The organism is Aliivibrio sp. A6 (genome assembly GCF_028765505.1).
Lineage (GTDB): Bacteria > Pseudomonadota > Gammaproteobacteria > Enterobacterales > Vibrionaceae > Aliivibrio > Aliivibrio finisterrensis_A.
In genome coordinates, this window is the sequence record NZ_JARACR010000006.1 from 15,851 (window position 1) to 39,937 (window position 24,087).

A 24,087-nucleotide genomic window follows, 5' to 3' on the forward strand; every position below is an offset into this window, starting at 1 on the left:
ATGACGATGAATGCAAATTTGAAAACGATTAGATAATAAAAAGCCGCAGAGAAAACCACTCTACGGCTTGATTAAAAATAACTAAATTAATCACTTAGATTTCATCAGGTGAAACGTATCTAATCGCTGACTTAAGTGCCTCATAACGAAATTTAAACGTATTTTCATCAGGAACTAAGTCTGTTACATGAAACTTCTCTAATTGCTCTCTGGTTTTTTCATTCGGACACAATAAATACACTTTGCAATTTGCATCTAGCGCATCATTAATCGCATTCTCTAACGCCAAACCAACGGTTACATCTATCATCGGGACATCGGTTAAATCTAAAATCATCACTTCATAATCAGAAATACTGGAGTGTTGACGTGCAATCGCTTTAGATACACTGAAAATCATTGGCCCTGATAAATAAAAGAACAACACCTTTCCATTCGCTTTATCCAATAAACGTCTTTCGCTATCAGTGAGAGGGACATCATCTTCATCGGCATCACTAATTGCTTTTACTTGGCGAGCTTGCTCACGGCTTAAGCGTTCAATGATAATGATATTAGAAATAAAAACACCAAGACCAACGGCGACAATTAAATCGACAAATACCGTCAGTAGCATTACACCGTACATAATGGCCATGCCGGCAAAACTGACTTTATGTGCTCGCTGGATAAAGCTCCAATCAAGAATATTAAAGCCGACATAAACGGCAATACCCGCAAGAACAGCCATTGGGATCGGCTCTGTTAATCCACCCGCAACCAATACCACTAAAGCAAGCACCGCAGCCCTAAATACCCCAGATAGTGGTGAACGAGCACCCACTTGAATATTAGTAACCGTCCCCATTGTTGCACCAGCGCCAGGCAGCGCACCAAATAAGCCAGAGATCATATTTGCTAAGCCTTGGCCTCGTAACTCTTTATCTGAGTCATGCTCTTTACGTGTTAATGAATCACCAATAACAGCGGTTAATAGCGTATCAATACACCCTAATGTACCTAGCACTAAAGCATCAATGACCATGGTCATAAACATATCACTGTTAATGGTAGGAATGACAATGGAGGGTAAACCTGCGGGGATCTCTCCAATTCGACGAATAGAATCTGTATCAAAAATAATGACTGAAATAAGTGTAACAGCAACTAAAGCAACTAATTGAGCAGGAACATATTTACGATACTGTTGAGGAAAAAGGAACAAAACACCAAGCGTCAATACACCAAGAAAGAGTTCTTTAATATCTAAATGCGCCAATGTATCAGGTAAAGCTTTCAGCGTTCCTATAACACCACCTGCTGGTGCTGCATGACCAAGCAGTGGGGAAAGCTGTAAGATAATGAGAATTACGCCTATGCCTGACATAAAGCCTGAAATAACACTGTATGGCATTAAAGTGATGTATTTACCCAACTTTAAAGTACCAAGGAGGATCTGAAATGCACCGGCCATCATCACAACGGTAAACGTCATTGCAATTCCAGTCTCAGGGTATTTAGCGACCATACTGGTTAAGACCGCGGTCATAATGACCGTCATTGGTCCCGTTGGTTCGGAGATTAATGTTGAAGAACCACCAAATAGAGAAGCAAAAAGCCCCACCATAATGGCTCCCCAAAGCCCTGCTTCAGCCCCTGCTCCTGAAGCAACACCAAAGGCCAATGCCAAAGGCAGTGATATAATGGCCGTCGTTACGCCACCAAATAAATCACCTTTAAAGTTTACACTCTCAAATCGTTGCCCAAACACCGTTAGCTCCCTGTTTATAAACTCGTATCGCCATTAATTTAACAAAAGTTATTCATCTCTCATAACTATTAATTAGAACTAATGACTTCAGCTTATGTCCTATTTATCTAATTAATACTCCAGCCGCTTCTTTTAACGCCTCTACTCGTCAGATGAGTACTTTTCATGCAAGTTTTTAGCAGATTGAAATTGTAACATTGTGTATAGTAAATAGACCTGTTGACGTTTTTAACAGAAAGAAGTGTAAGGAACCCCCTTGCTTCTTATGTATTTAAGGGATGAGAGATTTAAAATGCCAGAAATTAAAGAGCTTTTTGAAAATAATTCTAAATGGGCAAAATCAATTAAAGCGGGACGCCCTGAATACTTTACTCAGCTTGAGGAAGGACAGAACCCTGGTTTTTTATGGATTGGTTGCTCTGACAGTCGAGTTCCTGCTGAACGTTTAACTGGACTTCATTCAGGCGAACTATTTGTTCACCGTAATGTAGCCAACCAAGTAATTCATACTGATTTAAATTGCCTGTCTGTTTTGCAATATGCCGTCGATGTTTTAAAAATTAAACACATCATTGTTTGTGGGCATTATGGATGTGGTGGTGTGAATGCAGCCATTGATAACCCCCCACTAGGCCTTATTAATAACTGGTTACTTCATATTAGAGATCTTTATCTAAAACACAGAACTGTATTTGGCAGTTTACCTCGTGAGAAATGGGGAGATAAGTTGTGTGAGATAAATGTCGCAGAACAAGTTTATAACGTTGGTAATTCAACCGTAATGCAAACCGCTTGGGAACGAGGACAAGACGTTCAAGTTCACGGCGTTGTTTACGGTATGGGAGATGGCGTTTTGAATGATCTGGGTGTAAAAGGCCACAGTCGAGAATCATTAGAAATATCCTACCAAGCAGCTATGTCTGTTATAACACAGACTAGCGGTGAAAAATAAAAGGGCAACAACTCCCCTTTTATTACATTAGACAATAGCCAGAGAAAACATCACCTTAATTTCTCTGGCTTTATTTTACGTTGCTATTCTCAAACGCACGAGTCGACGAAGATGGCGGATTTGGCGTTCAGTTTTTATTGCTGGAACCTCAAGATCACTGATTGTTCGACCATCAATATGCAAACCAATATCTCTTAATAGATATTCATTTCCCCAAGGGATCTCATATTGAACTTTACGAACTTTTCGTTTCCATTTACGCTCTTCTTGAGCAAGATCGGCTTTAATTAATAAAGTAGCTAAACGTAGGTATAGTGAATGACGCATAATATTTCTCCAATAGTAAGCTGAGAATATAGTGCGACTGGCATCATAAGGTAGGCAGTTCCCTTCTTAGATAAGATAGCCGCAATATTCGCAGCCAAAGAAGGTTACGAATTAATTAATCGTTTTGATCGTTAACGGGTGTAAACGACATAGTGGTGGCGCAACACATTTTGTATGAATGAATAACTGTCATGTTGACCTCCTAAAACGTAAAATTAATTCTATAAATGGGTAAGTTGTAAATTAGATTTACGGTTAAATTGTAATCAATTGTGATTAATAATCAAGCACAAATTAGCAACATAATTAAAACAAAATGAATGCACTATTAGTTTACTGGTAACTATATATTCATTCTAAACATTGTTTATTTTGCCCTGTTTGACCATACTTTCCGCTATATTATATAAAATATAGATATATCAATAAAAAAGCCGAAGAAACAAATGTATCTTCGGCTTAATTTAAATAATACCAATACGACAATAATGAAGCGTATTATTCTTGTGGTACGACTTTACCAATATAAGGTAAGTTACGGTATTTTTGAGCGTAATCAATACCCACACCAACAACAAATTCATCTGGGATTGAAAAACCAATCCAATCTACTTTTACTTCAACTTCACGGCGAGAAGGTTTATCAAGCAACGTACAAATAGTGATTGAGTTAGGCTCACGAATAGACAATATCTCGCATACCTTACTTAACGTATTACCTGTATCAATAATATCTTCAACGAGCAGAATATCTTTGCCTTTAATATCATCATCAAGATCTTTTAGGATGCGTACATCACGTGTACTCTCCATGCTATTGCCATAGCTTGATGCTGTCATAAAGTCCACCGTCATTGGCGTATCAATCGCTCGTGCTAAATCAGCCATGAAAACAAATGAACCACGTAACAAACCTATCATCACCAATCCTTCTGACTCTTTATAGTGTTCAGATATTTGTTGGCCTAGTTCTTTAACACGTTGAGCAACCTCTTTTTCAGAGATCATCACTTCTACTGTATGTTTCATACTATCTCACTTAATTCGTTGAACTTACCTAAGGCAAGATTTAGACCTCTACAGTTTACAATAAAACGGCCGTTGACGTAGATCCAATTACAAAAGTTTTTTATGTCTCTAATATTAACCTTGCCACTTTATAAGGAAAATTCAACAAAAATAGATTTATACGGTAAATCGCTGCAACTTGAAAAAATAACCTTTAACTTCGTCATATTTTTAATTGATAAGCTGAATAATTGTTGAATATATAATCAGCCTTATGTAAAGTTATTGAGAATAATAATAATAAAACCCTATATAAAATAATAATTTGTTGGCAAGGATATATTAAAATGGATACGATCCAAAAAAGGCCTAGAACAAGGCTATCCCCAGAAAAGCGTAAAGAACAACTACTAGATATAGCTATCGAGGTATTTTCACAACGTGGTATTGGCCGTGGCGGCCATGCTGATGTTGCCGAAATAGCACAAGTATCTGTCGCTACCGTTTTCAACTATTTCCCAACGAGAGAAGATCTTGTTGATGATGTATTGAATAAAGTAGAAGAACAATTCCACCAATTCGTACAGAACTCAATTTCTCTTGAACTTGATGTACGTACTAACCTTCATACCCTCTTAATAAACATTATTGATACCGTTCAATCTGGTGAAAAGTGGATCAAAGTCTGGTTTGAATGGAGTACGTCTACTCGCGAAGAAGTATGGCCTTTATTCTTAAGCACGCATGTGAATAATCAGAAGATCATCCGTACGATGTTTGAAGAAGGTATTGAGCGTAACGAAGTGTGTAACGATCATACGCCTGAAAACTTAGCTAAAATGCTGCATGGCATTTGCTACTCTGTTTTCATTCAAGCGAATCGCAGTTCTTCAATTGAAGAACTTGAAGATACGGCTACCTGTTTCTTAAATATGCTGTGTATTTATAAATAAATTCAGGATTCAGGATTCAGGATTCAGGAAATGATAATAAAAAACCGCTGATTTCTCAGCGGTTTTTTTATGTCTTAACAAACGCGTTGTTAAATAATACCAATCTACATAAGTATTTGATCATTCTTGCTTGTTAAAATCGATTATATCAGCGTTATAAATTTTGTAATTAGATCCACTAGTTACTGTAATTTATGCCTTGCTATAATCGATTTTTCCTACGCAATTATCTGAACAACTACTTATCCAGAATGGTATAGAATTATTTTTTCTTTTTAACTGCTTTTTTGTTTGGAAGGTCAGTGATTGAACCTTCAAATACTTCCGCAGCTAGACCAACAGACTCATGTAGAGTTGGGTGAGCGTGGATAGTAAGAGCGATATCTTCTGCATCACAACCCATTTCGATTGCAAGGCCGATTTCACCAAGTAGTTCACCACCGTTTGTACCAACGATAGCACCACCAATAACACGGTGAGTTTCTTTATCAAAGATAAGCTTAGTCATACCATCTGCACAATCAGATGCGATTGCACGGCCTGATGCTGCCCATGGGAAAGTAGCAACTTCAAAGTTCAGACCTTCTTCTTTTGCTTCTTTCTCTGTTTTACCAACCCAAGCAACTTCTGGCTCAGTGTAAGCAATTGAAGGAATTACTTTAGGGTCGAAGTAGTGCTTCTTACCAGAAATAACTTCAGCAGCTACGTGACCTTCATGCACACCTTTGTGAGCAAGCATTGGTTGGCCAACAACATCACCGATTGCATGAATGTGAGCAACATTGGTACGCATTTGCTTATCAACATTGATGAAACCACGCTCATCAACTTCGATACCTGCTTTTTCAGCATCGATAAGTTTACCATTTGGTACACGACCGATAGCAACAAGAACCGCATCGTAACGCTCAGCTTCTGAAGGTGCTTTTTTACCTTCCATTGAAACGTAGATACCGTCTTCTTTTGCTTCAACAGCCGTTACTTTAGTCTCAAGCATTAGCTTGAACTTATCTTTAATACGTTTTGTGTACACTTTAACGATGTCTTTATCCGCCGCTGGGATAACTTGATCAAACATCTCAACCACTTCAACTTTAGAACCTAAAGAGTGGTAAACCGTACCCATTTCAAGACCGATGATACCACCGCCCATGATCAATAGTTTTTCTGGAACTTCTTTCAGTTCTAGCGCGTCAGTTGAATCCCAAATACGTGGGTCTTCATGCGGGATGAACGGAAGTTTAATCGGACGAGAACCAGCAGCAATGATAGCGTTATCAAACGTAACTGTTGTGTTTTCTTCGCCTTCAACTTCAATCGTATTAGGGCCAGTAAACTTACCAAAACCGTTAATAACTTTAACGTCACGCATTTTAGCCATGCCGCCAAGACCGCCAGTTAACTGAGTAACTACTTTATCTTTCCAGATACGGATCTTATTAATGTCTGTTTGTGGAGCACCAAAAACAACGCCGTGATCTGCCATTGCTTTTGCTTCTTCGATAACTTTAGATACGTGAAGAAGTGCTTTTGATGGGATACAACCCACGTTTAAACATACACCACCAAGCGTGTTATAACGCTCGATTAATACTGTTTCTAGACCTAAATCCGCGCAACGGAAAGCAGCAGAGTAACCAGCAGGACCTGAACCAAGTACAACTACTTGGGCTTTAACTTGTTTGCTCATTTTGACCTCGTTATAGTCATTTCCCTAACAGGCTGACAAATGTTCTATTATTGTTTTCAGACTGCGTCTATTTTACATAGATGTTAACAGTGTGAAAGCAAGATTAAGTTAGCCTGTGAGCTAGACAACAATTCACGTTTGTATGTTCAAAGATAGGAACATTGAAATCACCGCAAATTGCTTTAATAAATTCAAATTAAGAGGTTAATCCCCTAATTTATTAAGCAATAAGGTGGCTCATTAGCCACCTTATTGTTTGTTTCAATAACCGCTAATTACAGTACTAGGCGACGAATGTCAGATAAGGCACTGTTTAAGAACGTAATGAAACGAGCACCTTCTGCGCCATCAATAACACGGTGGTCATAAGACAGAGACAGTGGAAGCTGTAGGCGTGGAGCGAACTCTTTGCCATTCCATACAGGTTTAATCTCAGACTTAGATACCCCTAGGATACCTACTTCTGGTGCATTTACGATTGGTGTAAATGCTGTGCCACCGATACCACCAAGGCTTGAGATTGTGAAACAACCACCCTGCATATCAGACGCCGTTAGCTTACCAGCACGCGCTTTCTTCGAAATAGCCATAAGCTCTTCAGATAGCTCGTAAATACCTTTCTTGTTCACGTCTTTAAATACAGGAACAACAAGACCGTTTGGCGTATCAACAGCGATACCTACGTTTACGTACTTCTTCAGAATGATGCTTTCGCCATCTTCAGATAAAGAAGAGTTAAACGATGGGAACGCTTCAAGTGCTTTCGCAACCGCTTTCATGATAAACACAAGTGGCGTGATCTTCATGCCTGTGTCGTTTTTCGCTTCGATTGCATTCTGCTCTTTACGGAATGCTTCTAGCTCAGTGATGTCTGCGTTATCCCACTGTGTAACGTGAGGGATCATCACCCAGTTACGGTGTAGGTTTGCACCAGAAATCTTCTTGATCTTAGAAAGCTTCTGAACTTCAGTTTCACCAAACTTGCTGAAATCAACTTTTGGCCAAGGAAGTAAACCAAGCGCTGAACCGTCACCACCTTTACCAGATGCTGCTGCACCAGATTCAAGACGTTTAAGTGCATCTTTAACGAAACCTTGAACATCTTCTTTAAGGATACGGTTCTTACGACCTGTACCTTTAACTTTAGCTAGGTTTACGCCAAATTCACGAGCAAGACGACGTACAACTGGAGACGCATGAGCGTAATCGTTGTTCGCTTCAAATTCGCTCGTAGTTGCAGGAGCAGAAGCCGCAGCTACTGGTGCTGGTGCAGCTTGTGCAACAGGGGCCGCCGCAGCTTGAGGTGCTGCAGGTGCTGCGCCTTCAACAACAAACGTCATGATTAGAGAGCCAGTCGATACTTTATCGCCTGCAGCAATCTTAATCTCTTTGATAGTACCAGCGAACGGAGCAGGAACTTCCATTGATGCTTTGTCGCCTTCAACAGTAATTAAAGATTGCTCTTCTTCTACTGTATCGCCAACAGCAACCATGATTTCAGTTACTTCAACTTCATCACCGCCGATATCTGGAACGTTTACTTCTTTCTCAGCAGATACTGCTGGAGCCGCTGCAACTGGTGCTGCTACCGCTTGAGGAGCTGCAGCAGGTGCTGAACCTGCAACTTCAAAGATCATCACAAGAGAACCAGTAGATACTGAATCACCAGAAGCGATTTTGATTTCTTTCACTGTACCAGCGAATGGCGCAGGTACTTCCATCGATGCTTTGTCGCCTTCAACAGTTAAAAGAGATTGCTCTTCTTCTACTGTATCGCCAACAGCAACCATGATTTCAGTTACTTCAACTTCATCACCGCCGATATCTGGAACGTGAACTTCTTTAAGCTCGGCAACTGATGCAGCAGCAGGAGCAGCTACTGGAGCCGCTTCAGCTACTGGAGCCGCTTCAACTACTGGAGCAGCAGGTGCCGCAGCACCCTCTGCTTCAAAGATCATGATAAGAGAACCTGTTGTTACTGAATCGCCTTCAGAGATTTTGATCTCTTTAACGATACCCGCTTGAGACGCAGGAACTTCCATTGAAGCTTTATCGCCTTCAACAGTGATTAGTGACTGCTCTTCTTCAACTCGGTCACCGACCTTAACTAGAATCTCAGTTACTTCAACCTCATCTGCACCGATGTCAGGTACATTAATTTCGATTGTCATTGTTTGTTTCCTTAATTAATGGACGTCTTATGCGTATTGCGGGTTAGTTTTTTCTGTGTCGATATTGAATTTAGCAATAGCTTCTGTAACAACAGATTTCTCAATATCACCACGTTTCACTAATTCAGTTAGAGCAGCAACAACTACGTAGCCTGCGTTAACTTCGAAGTGACGACGTAGGTTCTCACGGCTGTCTGAACGACCAAAACCATCAGTACCAAGTACTTTGTAAGATTCAGTTGGCATAAATGCACGTACTTGTTCAGCGTAGTTCTTCATGTAATCTGTCGCAGCGATTGCTGGTTCGTTACCAAGAACGGTTGTGATGTACGGTACTTTCGCTTCTGCTTCTGGGTGTAGCATGTTGTAACGCTCTGCATCTTGACCGTCACGAGTTAATTCGTTGAACGATGTTACAGAGAATATATCAGACGCTACGCCGTACTCTTCACTTAGGATTTGTGCCGCTTTACGTACTTCGTTCATGATAGTACCAGAGCTCATTAACTGAACTTTAGCTTTAGCACCAGCGTGAGATTCAAGCTTGTAGATACCTTTACGGATGCCTTCTTCAGCGCCTTCTGGCATTGCTGGCATTGCGTAGTTTTCATTCATTACTGTTAGGTAGTAGTAAATGTTTTCTTGGTTCTCACCATACATACGACGGATACCGTCTTGCATGATTACCGCTAGCTCGTAAGCAAACGTTGGGTCATAAGAAATACAGTTAGGAACTGTGTTTGCCATGATGTGTGAGTGACCATCTTCGTGTTGTAGACCTTCACCGTTTAGCGTTGTACGACCAGCAGTAGCACCTAATAGGAAACCACGTGCTTGTTGGTCACCCGCTAGCCATGCCATGTCACCAATACGTTGGAAACCGAACATTGAGTAGTAGATGTAGAATGGGATCATTGGAAGATCGTTAGTGCTGTATGATGTTGCAGCAGCAACCCAAGACGCCATTGAACCTAATTCATTGATACCTTCTTGAAGCACTTGGCCTGATGTTGCTTCTTTGTAGTAAGAAACAATGCCTTTATCTTCAGGAGTGTATGCCTGACCGTGTGGATTGTAGATACCAATCTGACGGAACAGACCTTCCATACCGAATGTACGCGCTTCATCACAGATGATAGGAACAATGTTTTTACCGATGTTCTTATCTTTAAGTAAGATATTTAACGTACGAACGTAAGCCATCGTTGTAGAGATGTCACGCTTTTGCTCACCTAGTAGAGGAGCAAATTCTTCAAGTTCAGGCACTTTAAATTCTTGAGTGAACTTAGGTAGACGCTTAGGCGTGTAACCTTGTAGTGCTTTACGACGAGCGTGCAAGTATTCGTATTCAGCAGAACCTTCTTCCAGTGTCAAGTAAGGAAGTTCAGCTACTTTCTCATCAGAAAGAATGTCTTGTAGACCTAGACGATCACGTAGGTATTGTACGTGAGTCATGTCCATTTTCTTAACACCGTGTGCGATGTTTTTGCCTTCTGCAGCATCACCCATGCCGTAACCTTTAACTGTTTTAGCTAGGATTACTGTAGGTTTACCACCTGTTTCTTTTGCATTATTAAATGCAGCAAACAGTTTAGAAGAATCGTGACCACCACGCTTCAATTCGAAAATTTGGTCGTCAGTCATGTCAGCTACTAATGCAGCTGTTTCTGGGTATTTACCAAAGAAGTGCTCACGTACGTATGCGCCATCTTTAGATTTAAATGTTTGGTAGTCACCATCGATAGTTTCATTCATTAGTTGAAGAAGCTTACCAGTCGTGTCTTTAGCTAGTAGAGAATCCCAGTTGCTACCCCAGATAACTTTAACAACGTTCCAACCTGCGCCTTTAAATAGACCTTCAAGTTCTTGGATGATGCTACCGTTACCCATTACTGGGCCGTCTAGACGCTGTAGGTTACAGTTGATTAGGAAACATAGGTTGTCCAGTTTTTCACGCGCAGCGAAAGAAATTGCACCACGAGATTCTGGCTCATCCATCTCACCATCACCTAAGAAAGCGTATACACGTTGAGCTGAAGTGTCTTTAAGACCACGACCATCAAGGTACTTAAGGAAACGCGCTTGATAGATAGCAGAAATTGGACCAAGACCCATAGATACCGTAGGGAACTGCCAGAATTCAGGCATTAGTTTAGGGTGCGGGTATGAAGGAATACCTTTACCATCAACTTCTTGACGGAAGTTATCCAGTTGCTCTTCAGTTAAGCGGCCTTCAACGAATGCACGAGAGTAGATACCTGGAGAGATATGACCTTGGTAATAAACTAAATCACCACCATCTTTCTCGTTAGGAGCACGGAAGAAGTGGTTGAAACATACTTCGTAGAATGCAGCAGCAGATTGGTAAGATGCCATGTGGCCACCTAGATCCAAATCTTTCTTAGAAGCACGTAGAACGATCATGATAGCGTTCCAACGAATAATTGAACGGATACGACGCTCAAGAGTAACATCACCTGGGTACGCAGGTTCTTGCGTTGCAGGGATGGTATTGATGTAGTTAGTATTGATACCTGTAGCCATATCAACACCATCTAAACGAGCTTTATCAAGAACTTGCTCTAATAGATACTGGGCGCGTTCAACACCCTCTTCACGTACAACTGACTCAAGTGCTTCTAACCAATCTTGAGTTTCTAGTGCATCAACGTCATGCTTCATGTCAGACATGCGAGCTATCCTTTTATTTGTTGGTTCAAATAGGGTGACAATGAAATGGACCGAATTAATCCATATCATTACTTTGTTGAATTCGACGAAGTGAGCACTCTCTACGGCTCTCCTCTTTTGTCAATTCCAACAATGTTTCTTCAATATAAGCAAGATGTGAGTGCGACGCCAAACGAGCCTCTTCAGGCTTCCCTGACACTATCGCTTCTACAATCTCCGCTCTATGCTCTCTTACCTTCTCTACCACCGATTCACGACGATTTAATAGGGTAAAATTTTGTAATACATTTTGTTCAAGCAAAGGCTCCAGGCTACGTACCATGTGAAGTAATACCACATTGTGCGCTGATTCTGTCACCGTTATAAGATAGTTCATAACAGCGGAAGCTTCCGCTTTAATATCCCCATCTTGTTGTGCTTGTTGGATTAAATAATGTGACTCTTTAATCCGCTTAAAATCTTCGTCATTACCACGTAAAGCAGCGTAATAAGCTGAAATACCTTCCAGCGCATGGCGCGATTCGAGTAAATCAAATTGTGTTTCAGGATGCGTCGCTAATAAATCTAACAACGGCTCTGAAAAACTTTGCCATAAGCCCTTATTAACAAAAGTGCCACCACCTTGGCGACGAGTTAATAAATGCTTCGCTTCTAAACGTTGTATCGCCTCCCTAACTGAGGGGCGAGAGACATCAAACTGTTTCGCTAACTCTCTTTCTGCTGGTAATTTCTGACCTGGGGAAAGAGTTCCTTCTAAAATCAGCCGTTCAAGCTCTTGCTCGATTACATCAGACAGCTTTGGCTGACGTATCCTTTGATATGTCATCGTAGCTCGACCTAATTTAAGTTGATTACTTCTCACATTACCGTGAGTCATTCGTCACTTTAAATAATTGGTATTACCAATTTAATTTGAGAGGCAATTTATCATTAAAAAAGGGAATTTGTCTAGATAAAAGTTGATTTGAATCATGGAACAGAGTTGATTTACACCTTTAGTTAACATTAAGAAAACATGATATTTATAATTGGTATGACCAATTAGTTTTTCACAATAAATAAAACCGCTTCAAAATTAAGAAAAACAATAAAAAATCATACCGCTAACTCCTTCAATTTCCTTAACTTATGGTATTTATTCCAATTAAATGAAAGACCAGGATCACTCTTTCTAAACGGGGCAATATACTGGTGACCTGTAATTCTTTCATCTCTTATCAATGGGTAAGCGCCTTGTAGCACGTTTGTTACGGCTGCCAGGCTTTCATATTGTTCTTGCGTGTATGCCGTAAAATCAGTGCCTTCTAACTCAATACCAATACTAAAATCATTACAACGTGAACGACCTGCAAATGAAGATGCCCCTGCATGCCAAGCCCTTGCATTAAATGGGACAAATTGAATGACGCTACCATCTCGTCTAATTAGGCAATGAGCTGATACTCTAAACTGATAAATAACGCTAAAGAATGGGTGTTCATTAGGATCTAACGTTCCTGTAAATAACTGCTCTATATACGGCCCGCCAAATTGCCCTGGTGGCAAACTGATATTATGGACAACCAATAATGAAATATCTTTATCATCAGGACGCTCGTCATAAAATGGTGAGACGACATGATTTGCTTCATTAAGCCAATGATCTGTTGATAAAGTGAATATCATCATTTATTCCCGTTCAAATTAAACTAATCTTTGTATCTTATGATGAAATTCTGCTCTAGCGCGAGTATTATTGTCGCCATAATCCTATTTCACACATTCAATGGACCTTACCATGATCAAAACCCATGATAGCGCCTCTCGCCTTGAGTATTTAAAACAACAGCTTCCCGCAGAAATCACTCGTGCGGTTTCTGACACATTACGTGAGGATTTAGGCGGTACATTAGAGGTAAGTACAGATATCACAGCAAGTTTAATTGCTGAAGATACGCAGTCTGTAGCAACCATCATCACTCGTGAACATGGTGTGTTTTGTGGAAAAATGTGGGCCGATGAAGTCTTTAAACAACTAGGCGGTACCGTTTCTATTGAATGGCATGTAGAAGATGGTGATAACGTAGAGCCAAACCAAACGCTTTGTACGTTAACAGGCCCTGCTCGCACACTATTAACCGGTGAGCGTAATGCAATGAACTTTATTCAAACCCTATCTGGGTGCTCAACCGTAACAGCAACCTACGCTGAAAAAATTGCCCACACCAAATGTCGCCTGCTTGATACTCGTAAAACCATTCCAGGTTTACGCAGTGCATTAAAATATGCTGTCGCTTGTGGTGGTGGTTTCAATCACCGTATTGGCGTATTTGATGCCTACTTAATTAAAGAGAATCACATTATCGCGTGTGGCGGAATTGAAAAAGCGATTTCAACAGCAAAAGAACTTAACCCTGGTAAGCCTGTAGAAGTTGAAACTGAAAGTTTAGAAGAGCTGCAACAAGCGATTGATGCAGGGGCTGACATTATCATGCTCGATAACTTCACCACTGACATGATGCGTGAAGCAGTAAAAATTAACGCTGGTCGTGCCGCACTAGAAAACTCTGGTAATGTCACTTTAGATACGATTGCTGAGTTTGCAGAGACAGGGGTTGATTACATCTCTGTTGGCGCACTAACAAAACATCTTAAAGCCATGGATTTATCGATGCGTTTTAAGTAAATCGTCACATTATCAATAAACAAAAAGTCAGCAACTTGCTGGCTTTTTTTATTACACAATTCCCCTCTTATATCTTTGATATTATTCACATAATTAACAGCTTACCCAATAAGTTAAACGAATGTATTTAAATTAAGACTTGCGATCGGCAACAAGGTTTAATTTATAACTTTTTGAAGTGAATCGTATTTGATTTTTACTTTTACATTCATCACATTACAAACTTGTTACTCACTCGAAAGCCTCTCTTTTCTTTCTATCATATATCCCTATTCGTTTTACTATTTTACCCATTAAATAAATCACGAATCATCCCTGATTCATCTTGGAGAGAAATATGAAAAAGCGTCAAGGACAGAAAGGCTTTACCTTAATCGAGTTAATGATTGTAGTTGCAGTAATTGGAGTGTTATCAGCGATTGCGATCCCTCAATATCAAAATTATGTACATAAAGCGGAATTAGGTGCAGGTTTAGCAACAGTAAGCGCATTAAAAATTAATGTTGAAGATTATATTGCTACAAATGGAAACTTTCCTAGCGGTACCTCTGGCGCTAGTCCAACAGATTTAGGTGCTTCAGGTTTCGCTAACGGTGACATTAGTTTTTCTGTAAGTGGAGCCACCTCAACAGCCGGCTCTATTGTTGTTACATTTGACGAAGGCATCGCTAATACTGAAACAATACAAATAAATAGATCTAATGGTGGTGAATGGACTTGTACTACAGATTCAACTAATACTAAAGCTCATCCTAAAGGCTGCTCATAATAAATGCACACCAACCTCGCCTCTATCTTGCGTCAAGCTGAGTTAATCAGCGCGACGCAAGAAAGCAGCATCATAGAGTCAGTTCAAGCAGAAGCGCACACCGTGCCTTCTGCTCTTTTAGCTCAGGGGATCTTTACTCCTGATGAACTGGTCAGTCACCTTGCTCAAATCTTTGGGCTTGAGGTGATCAATGTAACTCAATTTGATTACGTTGCTACCTGTCAAAAGTTGGGGCTTCGCGATCTCATTACTCGTTACCAAGCCCTTCCTGTCAGTTATGACAATTGCACCATTCGTCTTGCTGTTGCCGATCCTAGTATTGCGCAAATAGAAGATGATTTTCGCTTTACCAGCGGAAAGCAAATTGAATTAATGCTTGCCGATCAAGGACAGATCCAAGCAGCCATTCGTCGTGTCTACGGTGTAGGATTATCAGCAAGCAATAGCCAACATAAAGAGATAACTCAAGATGAGCTAGCTTCACTGGTTGATGTGTCACTTGATGAGATAAGCGCCACAGAAGATCTCAGCCAAGACGATGCCCCTGTCACTCGATTTATTAACCAAATTTTATTAGAAGCGGTCCGAAAAGGGGTTTCAGATATTCATTTTGAGCCCTACGAAGAAAGCTACCGTGTGCGTTTTCGTTGCGATGGGATCTTAGTAGAGAACAGTTCGCCCTCTTCACATTTAAGTCGCCGTCTTTCTGCTCGCTTAAAAATCATGGCTAAACTTGATATTGCAGAGCGCCGCTTACCACAAGATGGTCGTATAAAGCTCAAATTGAATAATGACATATCCATCGATATGCGCGTCTCTTCACTTCCCACGCTATGGGGAGAAAAAATTGTTTTACGTCTGCTAGATAGCAGCGCAGCAAGTTTGGATATTGATAAATTAGGCTACAGCGACAAACAAAAAGAACTTTATCTTAACGCATTAAAACGCCCTCAAGGGATGATATTAATGACTGGTCCTACAGGCAGCGGCAAAACCGTCTCTCTCTACTCTGGTTTAAACATTTTAAATACCACCGAAAAAAACATATCCACCGCTGAAGATCCGGTTGAGATTAATCTTAATGGAGTAAACCAAGTACAAGTCGCACCTAAAATCGGTTTTACTTTTGCCCATGCCTTACGCTCTTTTTTACGACAAGATCCAGACATCGTTATGGTAGGGGAAATTCGAGATCTTGAAACAGCAGAAATCGCAGTAAAAGCAGCCCAAACAGGACACTTAGTGCTGTCTACCTTACACACTAATTCTGCAGCAGAAACCGTCGTTCGCTTAGGCAATATGGGAATAGAGAACTTCAACCTTGCCTCTTCTCTTAGCTTAATTATCGCCCAACGCTTAGCAAGAAGACTTTGTCCCCACTGTAAAGAGATTGACAACCTCAGCTCAGAAACAAGGGAAGAGTACGGAATCGATTTATTAAGTACTGTTTTTAAAGCTCGGCTTGAGGGCTGTAATGAATGTACTCATGGGTACTCAGGCCGTATTGGTATTTATGAAGTTATGCCTTTCACTCGAGAACTGTCTATTGCGATCCTGAAAGGAGCAACGGTAAGACAAATAGAACAAATCGCAGTTAACCAAGGCATGGATAATCTTGCAACCTCAGGCATAAAACGTCTTGAAGATGGCACGACAAGCTTACAAGAGCTTACTCGTGTTCTTTACTTTTAATTCTTAAGTAAGTCATTTCTCATGCTAAAACAAAAAACAAAAATAAAAATAAAAACGCAAACCCTACATAATTTCCAATGGCGTGGCATTAATAACACGGGGAAAAAAGTATCAGGGAAATTACTTGCCCTCACCGAAATAGAAGTCAGGGCAAAGCTCAATGAGCAAAGCATTCAAATAAAGAAAATTAAAAAGCGCAGAATTTCTAGCTTAGAAAAAATGCAACACACCGTTAAACGAAAAGACATCACTCTTTTCACTCGCCAGTTAGCGACAATGCTTAGTGCGGGTGTTCCTATCGTTCAATCATTACAACTCATCGCTGAAAACAATATTAAAGCTGAAATGAAATCCATACTCAATCAAGTCTGTTTATCAATAGAGGCGGGAACTCAACTTTCAAAAGCACTCTCTACCAGTTGCTCTCATTTTGATTCTTTTTATATTGATTTAGTGGCGACAGGAGAAGAGACAGGCAGTTTATCGCACGCATTTGCACGTTTAGCAGAATACCGAGAAAAGAGTGAAGCATTACGAGCAAAAGTCGTCAAAGCGATGATATACCCAACCATGGTTTTTTTTATCGCGATTGCGGTTACCGTTTTAATGCTGGTGTTTGTTATTCCAGAATTTGAAGCCATTTTTAAAGGGTTTGGCGCCGCACTGCCTTGGTTTACCCAGCAAGTTGTCAATGCTTCTCATTTTCTGCAAAATTATGGTTTTTGGATTCTCTTAACCTTACTATTACTGACTGCCTCACTGCGTTTATTAAGCAAAAAATCTTATGCCTTTCGTCGGTTTATCAATCGACATTGTTTGCAGATCCCAATCATCGGCCCGGTACTGTCTAAAGCCGCTATCGCTAAATTTAGTCGAACATTAGCCACCAGTTTTAGTTCAGGATTGCCTATTTTACATAGCTTACAAACCACCAGTAAAACCGCTGGAAACCTTTATTATCAAGAAGCCATACAATCAGTACAGCAGAATACCGCGGCAGGAATGCCCCTCTATTTAGCCATGCGCCACACCCAAGCCTTTCCTGAAATGGTATTGCAAATGGTCATGATTGGTGAAGAATCGGGAAAATTAGACGATATGTTGAATAAAGTGGCATTTGTATATGAAGATGATGTTGATAATACCGTTGATAATTTAGGAAAAATTCTTGAACCCTTTATTATTCTCTTCTTAGGGATAATGATCGGTGGTTTAGTTATATCAATGTACTTGCCTATCTTTAATCTAATGAGTGTGATTGGTTAAAAAATAAAGAGTAGAACCGTAAATAAAGACTCTTCACTACTTCATTTTTTGGAATTCTGATACCATCAGCCCTATATACTTAATCTCATTTTGGACGTCCTTTCATGGCTGTTTTTGATTACTACCCTTGGCTTTTTCCTCTCTTTGCTACCCTATTTGGTTTATTGGTTGGTAGCTTTCTCAATGTGGTGATTTATCGCCTCCCTATCATGATGGAGAGAGAGTGGAAAAAAGAGTGTATTGATTGCTTTCCTGACTTAACGCCAAAGAATAAGCCAGAGAATAAGCCAGAGAATAAGCCAGAGAAAACAGAAGAAACATTTAACTTAAGTGTTCCTCGCTCTCGTTGCCCAAAATGCAATACTCCAATTAAATTTTATGACAACATCCCTGTCATTAGTTGGTTATTATTAAGGGGTAAGTGCCGTCAATGCAGTAATCCGATCAGTTTTCGTTATCCTGCAATTGAATTACTCTCAGGAACCATGTGCTTTACGGTTTCTTATCTATTTCCTTTTTCTTACTTTGCCATTGCCGCGGTTATATTTACCTTGGTGCTTATCGCCCTAACGTTTATCGATATAGACACCATGCTACTGCCGGATCAAATCACTTTACCTTTATTATGGTCAGGTCTTTATTTAGCCTTAGTGGGTTGGAGTCCGGTAAGCTTAACCGATGCAGTCATTGGTGCGATGGCTGGTTACCTTATTTTATGGTCAATTTATTGGGGCTTTAAATTACTTACTGGCAAAGAAGGCATGGGGTATGGGGACTTTAAATTACTCGCTGCACTTGGCGCTTGGCTCGGTTGGCAGCAATTGCCTTTAGTTGTTTTACTTTCTTCTGTTGTCGGTGCGATCATTGGTATTGCAATGTTAAGTGCTCAGAAGAAAGGGTTAGATAAAGCAATCCCATTTGGCCCTTACTTAGCCATTGCCGGTTGGGTTTGCTTACTGTGGGGACAACAAATTGGACAATGGTATTTCACTACAATCTTAGGCTTTCCATTATGAGTTATGTAGTTGCTATTACCGGCGGAATTGGCAGTGGGAAAACCACGGTCGCCAATACTTTTCAAAACAATCACGGGATTTCTATTGTTGATGCCGATATCATTGCTCGTGAAGTCGTAGAACCAAATACCAAAGGCTTAATGTCGATCACAGAGCATTTTGGGCCATCCATTTTATTACCAAATGGACAGTTAAATCGAGCAGAGCTAAGACAGCGTATTTTTTCAAATCCAACCGAGAAAGAATGGCTGAATAATTTACTTCATCCACTGATAAGAGAGCAAATGCAGCATCAGCTTTCATTATCAACCTCCTGCTACACCTTATTGGTTGTTCCGCTATTGGTTGAAAATCAATTGCAATATTTAGCAAATCGCGTGCTTGTTGTTGATGTTTTGGAGCAAACTCAAATTAATCGAACGGCAAATCGTGATAAAGTAAATATAGAACAAATTAAAGCGGTTCTTGCTTCACAGGCCTCACGAGAAGAGCGATTAGCCATTGCTGATGATGTAATCAAGAATGATCACACTATTTACGATTTAGACAGTGAAATAGCTCTGCTACATAATAAATATCTGTTATTGTCTCAAACATCTATAAATAAAGAACATTAATAACAACTATGAATGGATCAGCTATGCAAAGGTTTGAACACCCTTTAAATGAAAGGACTCGAATTTATTTACGAATTGAATCTCTATTTCGTAAACTTGGGCATTCTGCTGATCTAACTCAGCCATTTGAGTATCAAGTTTTCTTTAGTTCTCTTTTTAATATGCTTGATATTTTAGAGCAGGTGCAAGTCAAAGCCGAACTGGGTAAAGATTTAGAAAAACTTCGTCTGCAATATCGCGCTTGGATGGATATCGAAGGTGTTGACCAATCAGCTTTACTTTCTGTTTTAGAGCAAATTAGTCAGGTTCATTATAACCTAATGCAAACGACTCGACCTGGCCACTCTTTAAAAGAAGATCGCTTTCTATCTGGATTAAAACAACGATTTTTTATTCCAGGTGGCGATTGCTGCTTTGATTTACCTGCACTTCACCATTGGTTACACCTTCCTTTAGAAGTTCGTTGCCGAAATACACATAACTGGATGTCTCAATTACTTTCTCTCTCTGATGCGTTGTCATTATGGCTACGATTAACACGAGAAACCGCACGTTTCGAGCCACAAATTGCACGTAATGGCTTTATGCAAAGTGAGATGGAAAATGCAAACTTACTGCGCTTAGAAATACCTATTGAGCAAGGGGTTTATCCAATGATTTCTGGGCATAAGAGCCGTTTTGCGTTACGATTTATGTCTTTTGAAACCAATAAGAATTGCGAAAAAGACATTGAGTTTACGCTTGCTGTCTGTTGAGGAACCCATGTCAGAATCAAACAACATTCAACCAACTATTGTTAAATGCCCAACATGCCAAGCTGCCGTTACTTGGAACGAAGAAAGTCAATTTCGTCCTTTCTGTAGCAAAAAATGCCAAATGATTGATTTTGGTGAATGGGCTGATGAAGAAAAATCGATTCCTGGCGCTCCAGACATGTCAGATTCTGATGGTTGGTCTGAAGACCAATACTAATACCAATAAAAAAGCGATCATCAGGATCGCTTTTTTTATATCGACTTAAACGATATGGCTTATGATTAACTAAACAGCTCAATGACTTTATTTAATACGGGTACATTCGCTTCAGGAAAATCATAGCCTTTAAGCTCAGAAATTGATACCCATAACCCTTCTTGCCCTTCTTTTCCATAAGGCAGATCCTCAAACTGGGTCACAGTGAAAAAATCAAAGTAGAGTGATTTATCAGGGTAATCGTGATTTAGCGATTCAAATAAATCGAGTTCTGTTGAGTTAATACCAATCTCTTCATACAACTCTCTAATAAGCGCCTGCTCTGCACTTTCACCAACTTCAACCTTACCACCAGGAAACTCCCAAAAGCCTCCTTTATGCGCTTTATCTGGGCGTTTAGTAATAAAGACTTGGTTCTTTTCTGCATTTAAAATGATTGCTGCAACTATATGTAATCGCTTCATGTATAGCCTTTCCTATCTCTATATCACGCTTATAAAAAAAGCCGCTAAATGATAGCGGCTTTTATTTTTCAATTAATATCAATAACAGTAAGTATTAACTAGATCTTACCGTGACATTGTTTGTATTTCTTACCAGAGCCGCATGGGCAAGGTTCATTTCGACCCACTTTGCGCTCATCTCGAACAACTGGTGTGTGGTTTTCATCTGACGATTCACCATCATCTAATTGGTTTTCAGCATTCTGGTGTTGAAGTTGCTGGCGACGAGCTGCTGCTTCTGCTTGTTGGCGACGCTGCTCTTCCATACGCTCTACATCTTCTTGTTGCTGCACGCGTACTTTACTTAAAATAGAGACAACATCATATTTTAACGTATCTAGCAGGCCTTCAAACAACTCAAACGACTCACGCTTGTACTCTTGTTTCGGGTTTTTCTGAGCGTAACCACGTAAATGAATACCTTGGCGTAGATGATCCATCGCAGCTAAGTGCTCTTTCCATAACCCATCAAGTGTTTGTAGCATAACTGCTTTTTCAAAGTTACGCAGAACCGATTCGCCTACTGACTCTTCTTTCTCTTTGTAAACTTGAATTGAAGCTTCAATGATCTTCTCACGTAAGTTATCTTCGTGAAGTTTATCATCGCTATCCAACCACTCTTGCAATGGAAGATCTAAATCAAAATCAGCACGTAGACGAGTCGTTAAACCTTCTACGTCCCACATTTCTTCAAGAGATTGAGGTGGAATATATTGACCAAATAACCCTTCAAGAACTTCTTGACGGTTATAACCGATCATTTCACTGATATCATCAACGTTCATTAACTCATCACGCAGTTCGTAAACGACTTTACGTTGATCGTTAGCAACATCATCGTATTCAAGTAATTGCTTACGAATGTCAAAGTTACGGCCTTCAACTTTACGCTGCGCGTTCTCAATTGCTTTTGTTACCCATGGATGCTCAATTGCTTCACCTTCTTCCATACCTAGCTTTTTCATCATGCTAGATACGCGATCCGATGCAAAGATACGCATTAAAGCATCTTCCATTGATAGATAAAAACGTGAAGAACCCGCATCACCTTGACGACCAGCACGACCACGTAATTGGTTATCAATACGGCGAGATTCATGACGCTCTGTACCAATAATATGAAGACCGCCAGCAGCAAGAACAGCGTCATGCGCTTCTTTCCATGCAGCCTTTAATGCTTTGATTTGCTCTTCTGTTGGATCAGACAGTTTTGCAACCTCTGCCTGCCAGCTACCACCTAAAACAATATCTGTACCACGACCAGCCATGTTAGTTGCAATAGTTACCGCACTTGATGTACCTGCATTTGCAACGATATCTGCTTCTTTTTCATGGAATTTAGCATTAAGTACATTATGCTTAATTTTTGCTTTTTTCAGTGCATTTGAAAGCAGTTCTGATTTCTCGATTGAAACGGTACCAACAAGTACAGGTTGACCACGCTCAGAACAACCTTTGATATCTTCAATGATTGCAGCAAATTTCTCGGCTTCAGTCATGTAGACTAAATCACCCATATCATTACGTGCCATCGGACGGTTTGTTGGTATAACTACCGTATCTAGGCCGTAAATAGATTGGAATTCAAATGCTTCGGTATCAGCAGTACCTGTCATGCCTGACAGTTTATCGTACAGACGGAAGAAGTTTTGGAACGTAATAGAAGCCAATGTTTGGTTTTCGTTCTGAATTTTCACCCCTTCTTTTGCTTCAACAGCTTGGTGTAAACCTTCAGACCAACGACGACCCGGCATTGTACGGCCAGTATGTTCATCTACAATGATAACTTCATCGTCTTTTACGATGTAATCAACGTCTTTTTCAAATAACACATGCGCGCGTAAAGCGGCATTAATATGATGAAGTAGGCTAATGTTTGCTGGAGAGTACAGAGTATCTTCTTGCTCCATCAAGCCTGCATCTTTTAGAAGTTGCTCAACAAATTCTTGACCATTTTCTGTTAGGTGCGTTTGTTTTCCCTTTTCATCTAGCGTGTAGTGGCCTTCACCACGATATTCTTCGCTATCTTCTTCATCTTGTTTTACAAGTTGAGGAATTAGGGTGTTGATTCGTGTATATAATTCAGAGCTATCTTCAGCAGGACCTGAAATGATAAGAGGAGTACGAGCTTCATCGATTAAGATTGAATCCACTTCATCGACTACTGCAAAATAGCGCTCACGTTGAACACGGTCTTCGGCACGGAAAGCCATATTGTCACGTAGATAATCGAAACCAAACTCGTTATTTGTGCCATATAAAATATCACATAAATACGCTTGCTTTTTCTCAGGTGGAGCCATGTTTGGTACGTTAACACCAACCGTCATTCCTAAGAATTCAAAAAGCTCACGGTTTGTTTCAGCATCACGCTTTGCAAGATAATCATTTACAGTAACAACATGAACACCTTTTCCTGTCAGTGCGTTCAAATAACATGGTAGTGTTGCTGTTAATGTTTTACCTTCACCAGTACGCATCTCTGCGATTTGGCTATTGTTTAGCACCATGCCACCAATCATTTGAACATCAAAATGGCGCATGCCATACAAACGTTTTGATGCTTCACGAACCGTTGCAAATGCTTCTGGTAGTAAATTGTCTAATTCTTCGCCTTGTTCTAGACGTGCACGGAACTCGATTGTTTTCGCTTTCAATTCTTCGTCTTGTAATGATTCGAATTGCGGCTCAAGCTTATTAATTTGATCTACGATTTTACGTAGTTTGCGTAATGTTCGATCATTACGGCTACCGATAACTTTTGTTAGAATTTTAGAAAACATGATTCCGTTGCTTCTCTTTATCTCTTGATCATTACTGATCGGTTTATTCTGAAATGTGAATCAATCGCCTAGAGAATGTACTCTAAGAAAAATACTTCTTTATATACTTATCTTATGGGGATCAGCCCTTGATTTTTCAAGGCCTACTCTGATTCTTGTGTTGCTAGTCATCATAAGTAATAATTAACAAAGTATAAGCGATATCGTTAAGCAATCCTAAGTTAAATCCGTAGAGTTTGATTTCAATTCTGAAAAATTCAGA

Annotated in this window: 20 protein-coding genes; 10 read left to right on the forward strand and 10 right to left on the reverse strand. The window is 40.1% G+C overall.

What is annotated here, in order from left to right; translation table 11 throughout:
• Positions 1 to 94: 94 nt before the first annotated feature.
• Positions 95 to 1,750: a SulP family inorganic anion transporter gene (locus tag PVK70_RS05430; RefSeq protein ID WP_130047108.1), complete on the reverse strand. Its 1,656-nt coding sequence runs from the start codon at positions 1,748 to 1,750 to the stop codon at positions 95 to 97.
• A gap of 292 nt (positions 1,751 to 2,042) precedes the next feature.
• On the opposite strand from PVK70_RS05430, the gene can reads away from it, so the two are divergent.
• The gene (gene can / locus PVK70_RS05435; RefSeq protein WP_165366823.1) at positions 2,043 to 2,702 is read left to right on the forward strand and encodes a carbonate dehydratase; all 660 of its coding nucleotides are present in this window, start codon (positions 2,043 to 2,045) and stop codon (positions 2,700 to 2,702) included.
• 75 nt (positions 2,703 to 2,777) lie between these two features.
• On the opposite strand, the gene PVK70_RS05440 is transcribed toward can, so the two are convergent.
• Both PVK70_RS05440 and hpt read right to left on the reverse strand, forming a co-directional pair.
• Positions 2,778 to 3,029 (reverse strand): DUF1127 domain-containing protein, encoded by a 252-nt coding sequence (locus PVK70_RS05440; protein WP_130047110.1) that lies wholly within the window; start codon positions 3,027 to 3,029, stop codon positions 2,778 to 2,780.
• 498 nt (positions 3,030 to 3,527) lie between these two features.
• Positions 3,528 to 4,058, reverse strand: coding sequence for a hypoxanthine phosphoribosyltransferase (gene hpt / locus PVK70_RS05445; protein WP_130043992.1), 531 nt, complete (start codon positions 4,056 to 4,058; stop codon positions 3,528 to 3,530).
• Positions 4,059 to 4,384: 326 nt separating this feature from the next.
• Here hpt and PVK70_RS05450 point away from each other — a divergent pair, with 326 nt between their 5' ends.
• A complete protein-coding gene (locus tag PVK70_RS05450) occupies positions 4,385 to 4,990 on the forward strand; it encodes a TetR/AcrR family transcriptional regulator (RefSeq protein ID WP_130047111.1) in 606 nt (201 codons plus the stop codon).
• Between the two features lie 262 nt (positions 4,991 to 5,252).
• Here the strand turns inward: PVK70_RS05450 and lpdA are convergent, their stop codons facing one another.
• The 5 genes from lpdA to ampD all read right to left on the reverse strand — a co-directional run bounded on the left by lpdA (position 5,253) and on the right by ampD (position 13,207).
• Positions 5,253 to 6,680, reverse strand: a complete 1,428-nt coding sequence (gene lpdA, locus PVK70_RS05455; protein WP_130043990.1) for a dihydrolipoyl dehydrogenase — start codon at positions 6,678 to 6,680, stop codon at positions 5,253 to 5,255.
• A gap of 275 nt (positions 6,681 to 6,955) precedes the next feature.
• Positions 6,956 to 8,851, reverse strand: coding sequence for a pyruvate dehydrogenase complex dihydrolipoyllysine-residue acetyltransferase (aceF, locus tag PVK70_RS05460; RefSeq protein ID WP_130047112.1), 1,896 nt, complete (start codon positions 8,849 to 8,851; stop codon positions 6,956 to 6,958).
• A gap of 27 nt (positions 8,852 to 8,878) precedes the next feature.
• Positions 8,879 to 11,542 (reverse strand): pyruvate dehydrogenase (acetyl-transferring), homodimeric type, encoded by a 2,664-nt coding sequence (gene aceE, locus PVK70_RS05465; protein WP_130047113.1) that lies wholly within the window; start codon positions 11,540 to 11,542, stop codon positions 8,879 to 8,881.
• 55 nt (positions 11,543 to 11,597) lie between these two features.
• Positions 11,598 to 12,368, reverse strand: a complete 771-nt coding sequence (gene pdhR, locus PVK70_RS05470) for a pyruvate dehydrogenase complex transcriptional repressor PdhR (RefSeq protein WP_130047198.1) — start codon at positions 12,366 to 12,368, stop codon at positions 11,598 to 11,600.
• A 269-nt stretch (positions 12,369 to 12,637) separates the two neighbouring features.
• Positions 12,638 to 13,207, reverse strand: coding sequence for a 1,6-anhydro-N-acetylmuramyl-L-alanine amidase AmpD (gene ampD / locus PVK70_RS05475; RefSeq protein ID WP_130047199.1), 570 nt, complete (start codon positions 13,205 to 13,207; stop codon positions 12,638 to 12,640).
• Positions 13,208 to 13,319: 112 nt separating this feature from the next.
• On the opposite strand from ampD, the gene nadC reads away from it, so the two are divergent.
• From nadC to yacG, 8 genes are all read left to right on the forward strand, one after another.
• A complete protein-coding gene (gene nadC / locus PVK70_RS05480) occupies positions 13,320 to 14,207 on the forward strand; it encodes a carboxylating nicotinate-nucleotide diphosphorylase (protein WP_165367122.1) in 888 nt (295 codons plus the stop codon).
• Between the two features lie 337 nt (positions 14,208 to 14,544).
• Positions 14,545 to 14,976 carry a pilin gene (locus PVK70_RS05485; protein ID WP_130047115.1) on the forward strand — a complete coding sequence of 144 codons (432 nt, stop codon included), beginning with the start codon at positions 14,545 to 14,547 and terminating at the stop codon, positions 14,974 to 14,976.
• 3 nt (positions 14,977 to 14,979) lie between these two features.
• Positions 14,980 to 16,668 (forward strand): type IV-A pilus assembly ATPase PilB, encoded by a 1,689-nt coding sequence (pilB, locus tag PVK70_RS05490; RefSeq protein WP_130047116.1) that lies wholly within the window; start codon positions 14,980 to 14,982, stop codon positions 16,666 to 16,668.
• 21 nt (positions 16,669 to 16,689) lie between these two features.
• Entirely contained in the window at positions 16,690 to 17,934 is a 1,245-nt protein-coding gene (locus tag PVK70_RS05495; RefSeq protein WP_130047117.1) for a type II secretion system F family protein, read from the forward strand.
• A gap of 104 nt (positions 17,935 to 18,038) precedes the next feature.
• Positions 18,039 to 18,950: a prepilin peptidase gene (locus PVK70_RS05500; RefSeq protein ID WP_130047118.1), complete on the forward strand. Its 912-nt coding sequence runs from the start codon at positions 18,039 to 18,041 to the stop codon at positions 18,948 to 18,950.
• Positions 18,947 to 19,567 (forward strand): dephospho-CoA kinase, encoded by a 621-nt coding sequence (coaE, locus tag PVK70_RS05505; RefSeq protein ID WP_130047119.1) that lies wholly within the window; start codon positions 18,947 to 18,949, stop codon positions 19,565 to 19,567. Before PVK70_RS05500 ends, coaE begins: the two co-directional genes overlap by 4 nt.
• Positions 19,568 to 19,575: 8 nt before the next feature.
• Positions 19,576 to 20,322 (forward strand): cell division protein ZapD, encoded by a 747-nt coding sequence (gene zapD, locus PVK70_RS05510; RefSeq protein WP_130047120.1) that lies wholly within the window; start codon positions 19,576 to 19,578, stop codon positions 20,320 to 20,322.
• Positions 20,323 to 20,329: 7 nt separating this feature from the next.
• On the forward strand, positions 20,330 to 20,539 hold the full coding sequence (gene yacG, locus PVK70_RS05515) for a DNA gyrase inhibitor YacG (protein WP_130043980.1): 210 nt from the start codon (positions 20,330 to 20,332) through the stop codon (positions 20,537 to 20,539).
• Positions 20,540 to 20,604: 65 nt separating this feature from the next.
• On the opposite strand, the gene mutT is transcribed toward yacG, so the two are convergent.
• Complete coding sequence (mutT, locus tag PVK70_RS05520) at positions 20,605 to 21,003, reverse strand: 8-oxo-dGTP diphosphatase MutT (protein WP_130047121.1); 399 nt, start codon at positions 21,001 to 21,003, stop codon at positions 20,605 to 20,607.
• 98 nt (positions 21,004 to 21,101) lie between these two features.
• Positions 21,102 to 23,825, reverse strand: a complete 2,724-nt coding sequence (secA, locus tag PVK70_RS05525; protein WP_130047122.1) for a preprotein translocase subunit SecA — start codon at positions 23,823 to 23,825, stop codon at positions 21,102 to 21,104.
• Positions 23,826 to 24,087: the final 262 nt, after the last annotated feature.

Excerpts from the sequence above, each read along its gene's own strand:
- can (WP_165366823.1), top strand. The coding sequence starts at position 2,043 with ATGCCAGAAATTAAAGAGCTTTTTGAAAATAATTCTAAATGGGCAAAA.
- PVK70_RS05440 (WP_130047110.1), bottom strand. The coding sequence starts at position 3,029 with ATGCGTCATTCACTATACCTACGTTTAGCTACTTTATTAATTAAAGCC.
- hpt (WP_130043992.1), bottom strand. The coding sequence starts at position 4,058 with ATGAAACATACAGTAGAAGTGATGATCTCTGAAAAAGAGGTTGCTCAA.
- PVK70_RS05450 (WP_130047111.1), top strand. The coding sequence starts at position 4,385 with ATGGATACGATCCAAAAAAGGCCTAGAACAAGGCTATCCCCAGAAAAG.
- lpdA (WP_130043990.1), bottom strand. The coding sequence starts at position 6,680 with ATGAGCAAACAAGTTAAAGCCCAAGTAGTTGTACTTGGTTCAGGTCCT.
- aceF (WP_130047112.1), bottom strand. The coding sequence starts at position 8,851 with ATGACAATCGAAATTAATGTACCTGACATCGGTGCAGATGAGGTTGAA.
- aceE (WP_130047113.1), bottom strand. The coding sequence starts at position 11,542 with ATGTCTGACATGAAGCATGACGTTGATGCACTAGAAACTCAAGATTGG.
- pdhR (WP_130047198.1), bottom strand. The coding sequence starts at position 12,368 with ATGACATATCAAAGGATACGTCAGCCAAAGCTGTCTGATGTAATCGAG.
- ampD (WP_130047199.1), bottom strand. The coding sequence starts at position 13,207 with ATGATATTCACTTTATCAACAGATCATTGGCTTAATGAAGCAAATCAT.
- nadC (WP_165367122.1), top strand. The coding sequence starts at position 13,320 with ATGATCAAAACCCATGATAGCGCCTCTCGCCTTGAGTATTTAAAACAA.
- PVK70_RS05485 (WP_130047115.1), top strand. The coding sequence starts at position 14,545 with ATGAAAAAGCGTCAAGGACAGAAAGGCTTTACCTTAATCGAGTTAATG.
- pilB (WP_130047116.1), top strand. The coding sequence starts at position 14,980 with ATGCACACCAACCTCGCCTCTATCTTGCGTCAAGCTGAGTTAATCAGC.
- PVK70_RS05495 (WP_130047117.1), top strand. The coding sequence starts at position 16,690 with ATGCTAAAACAAAAAACAAAAATAAAAATAAAAACGCAAACCCTACAT.
- PVK70_RS05500 (WP_130047118.1), top strand. The coding sequence starts at position 18,039 with ATGGCTGTTTTTGATTACTACCCTTGGCTTTTTCCTCTCTTTGCTACC.
- coaE (WP_130047119.1), top strand. The coding sequence starts at position 18,947 with ATGAGTTATGTAGTTGCTATTACCGGCGGAATTGGCAGTGGGAAAACC.
- zapD (WP_130047120.1), top strand. The coding sequence starts at position 19,576 with ATGAATGGATCAGCTATGCAAAGGTTTGAACACCCTTTAAATGAAAGG.
- yacG (WP_130043980.1), top strand. The coding sequence starts at position 20,330 with ATGTCAGAATCAAACAACATTCAACCAACTATTGTTAAATGCCCAACA.
- mutT (WP_130047121.1), bottom strand. The coding sequence starts at position 21,003 with ATGAAGCGATTACATATAGTTGCAGCAATCATTTTAAATGCAGAAAAG.
- secA (WP_130047122.1), bottom strand. The coding sequence starts at position 23,825 with ATGTTTTCTAAAATTCTAACAAAAGTTATCGGTAGCCGTAATGATCGA.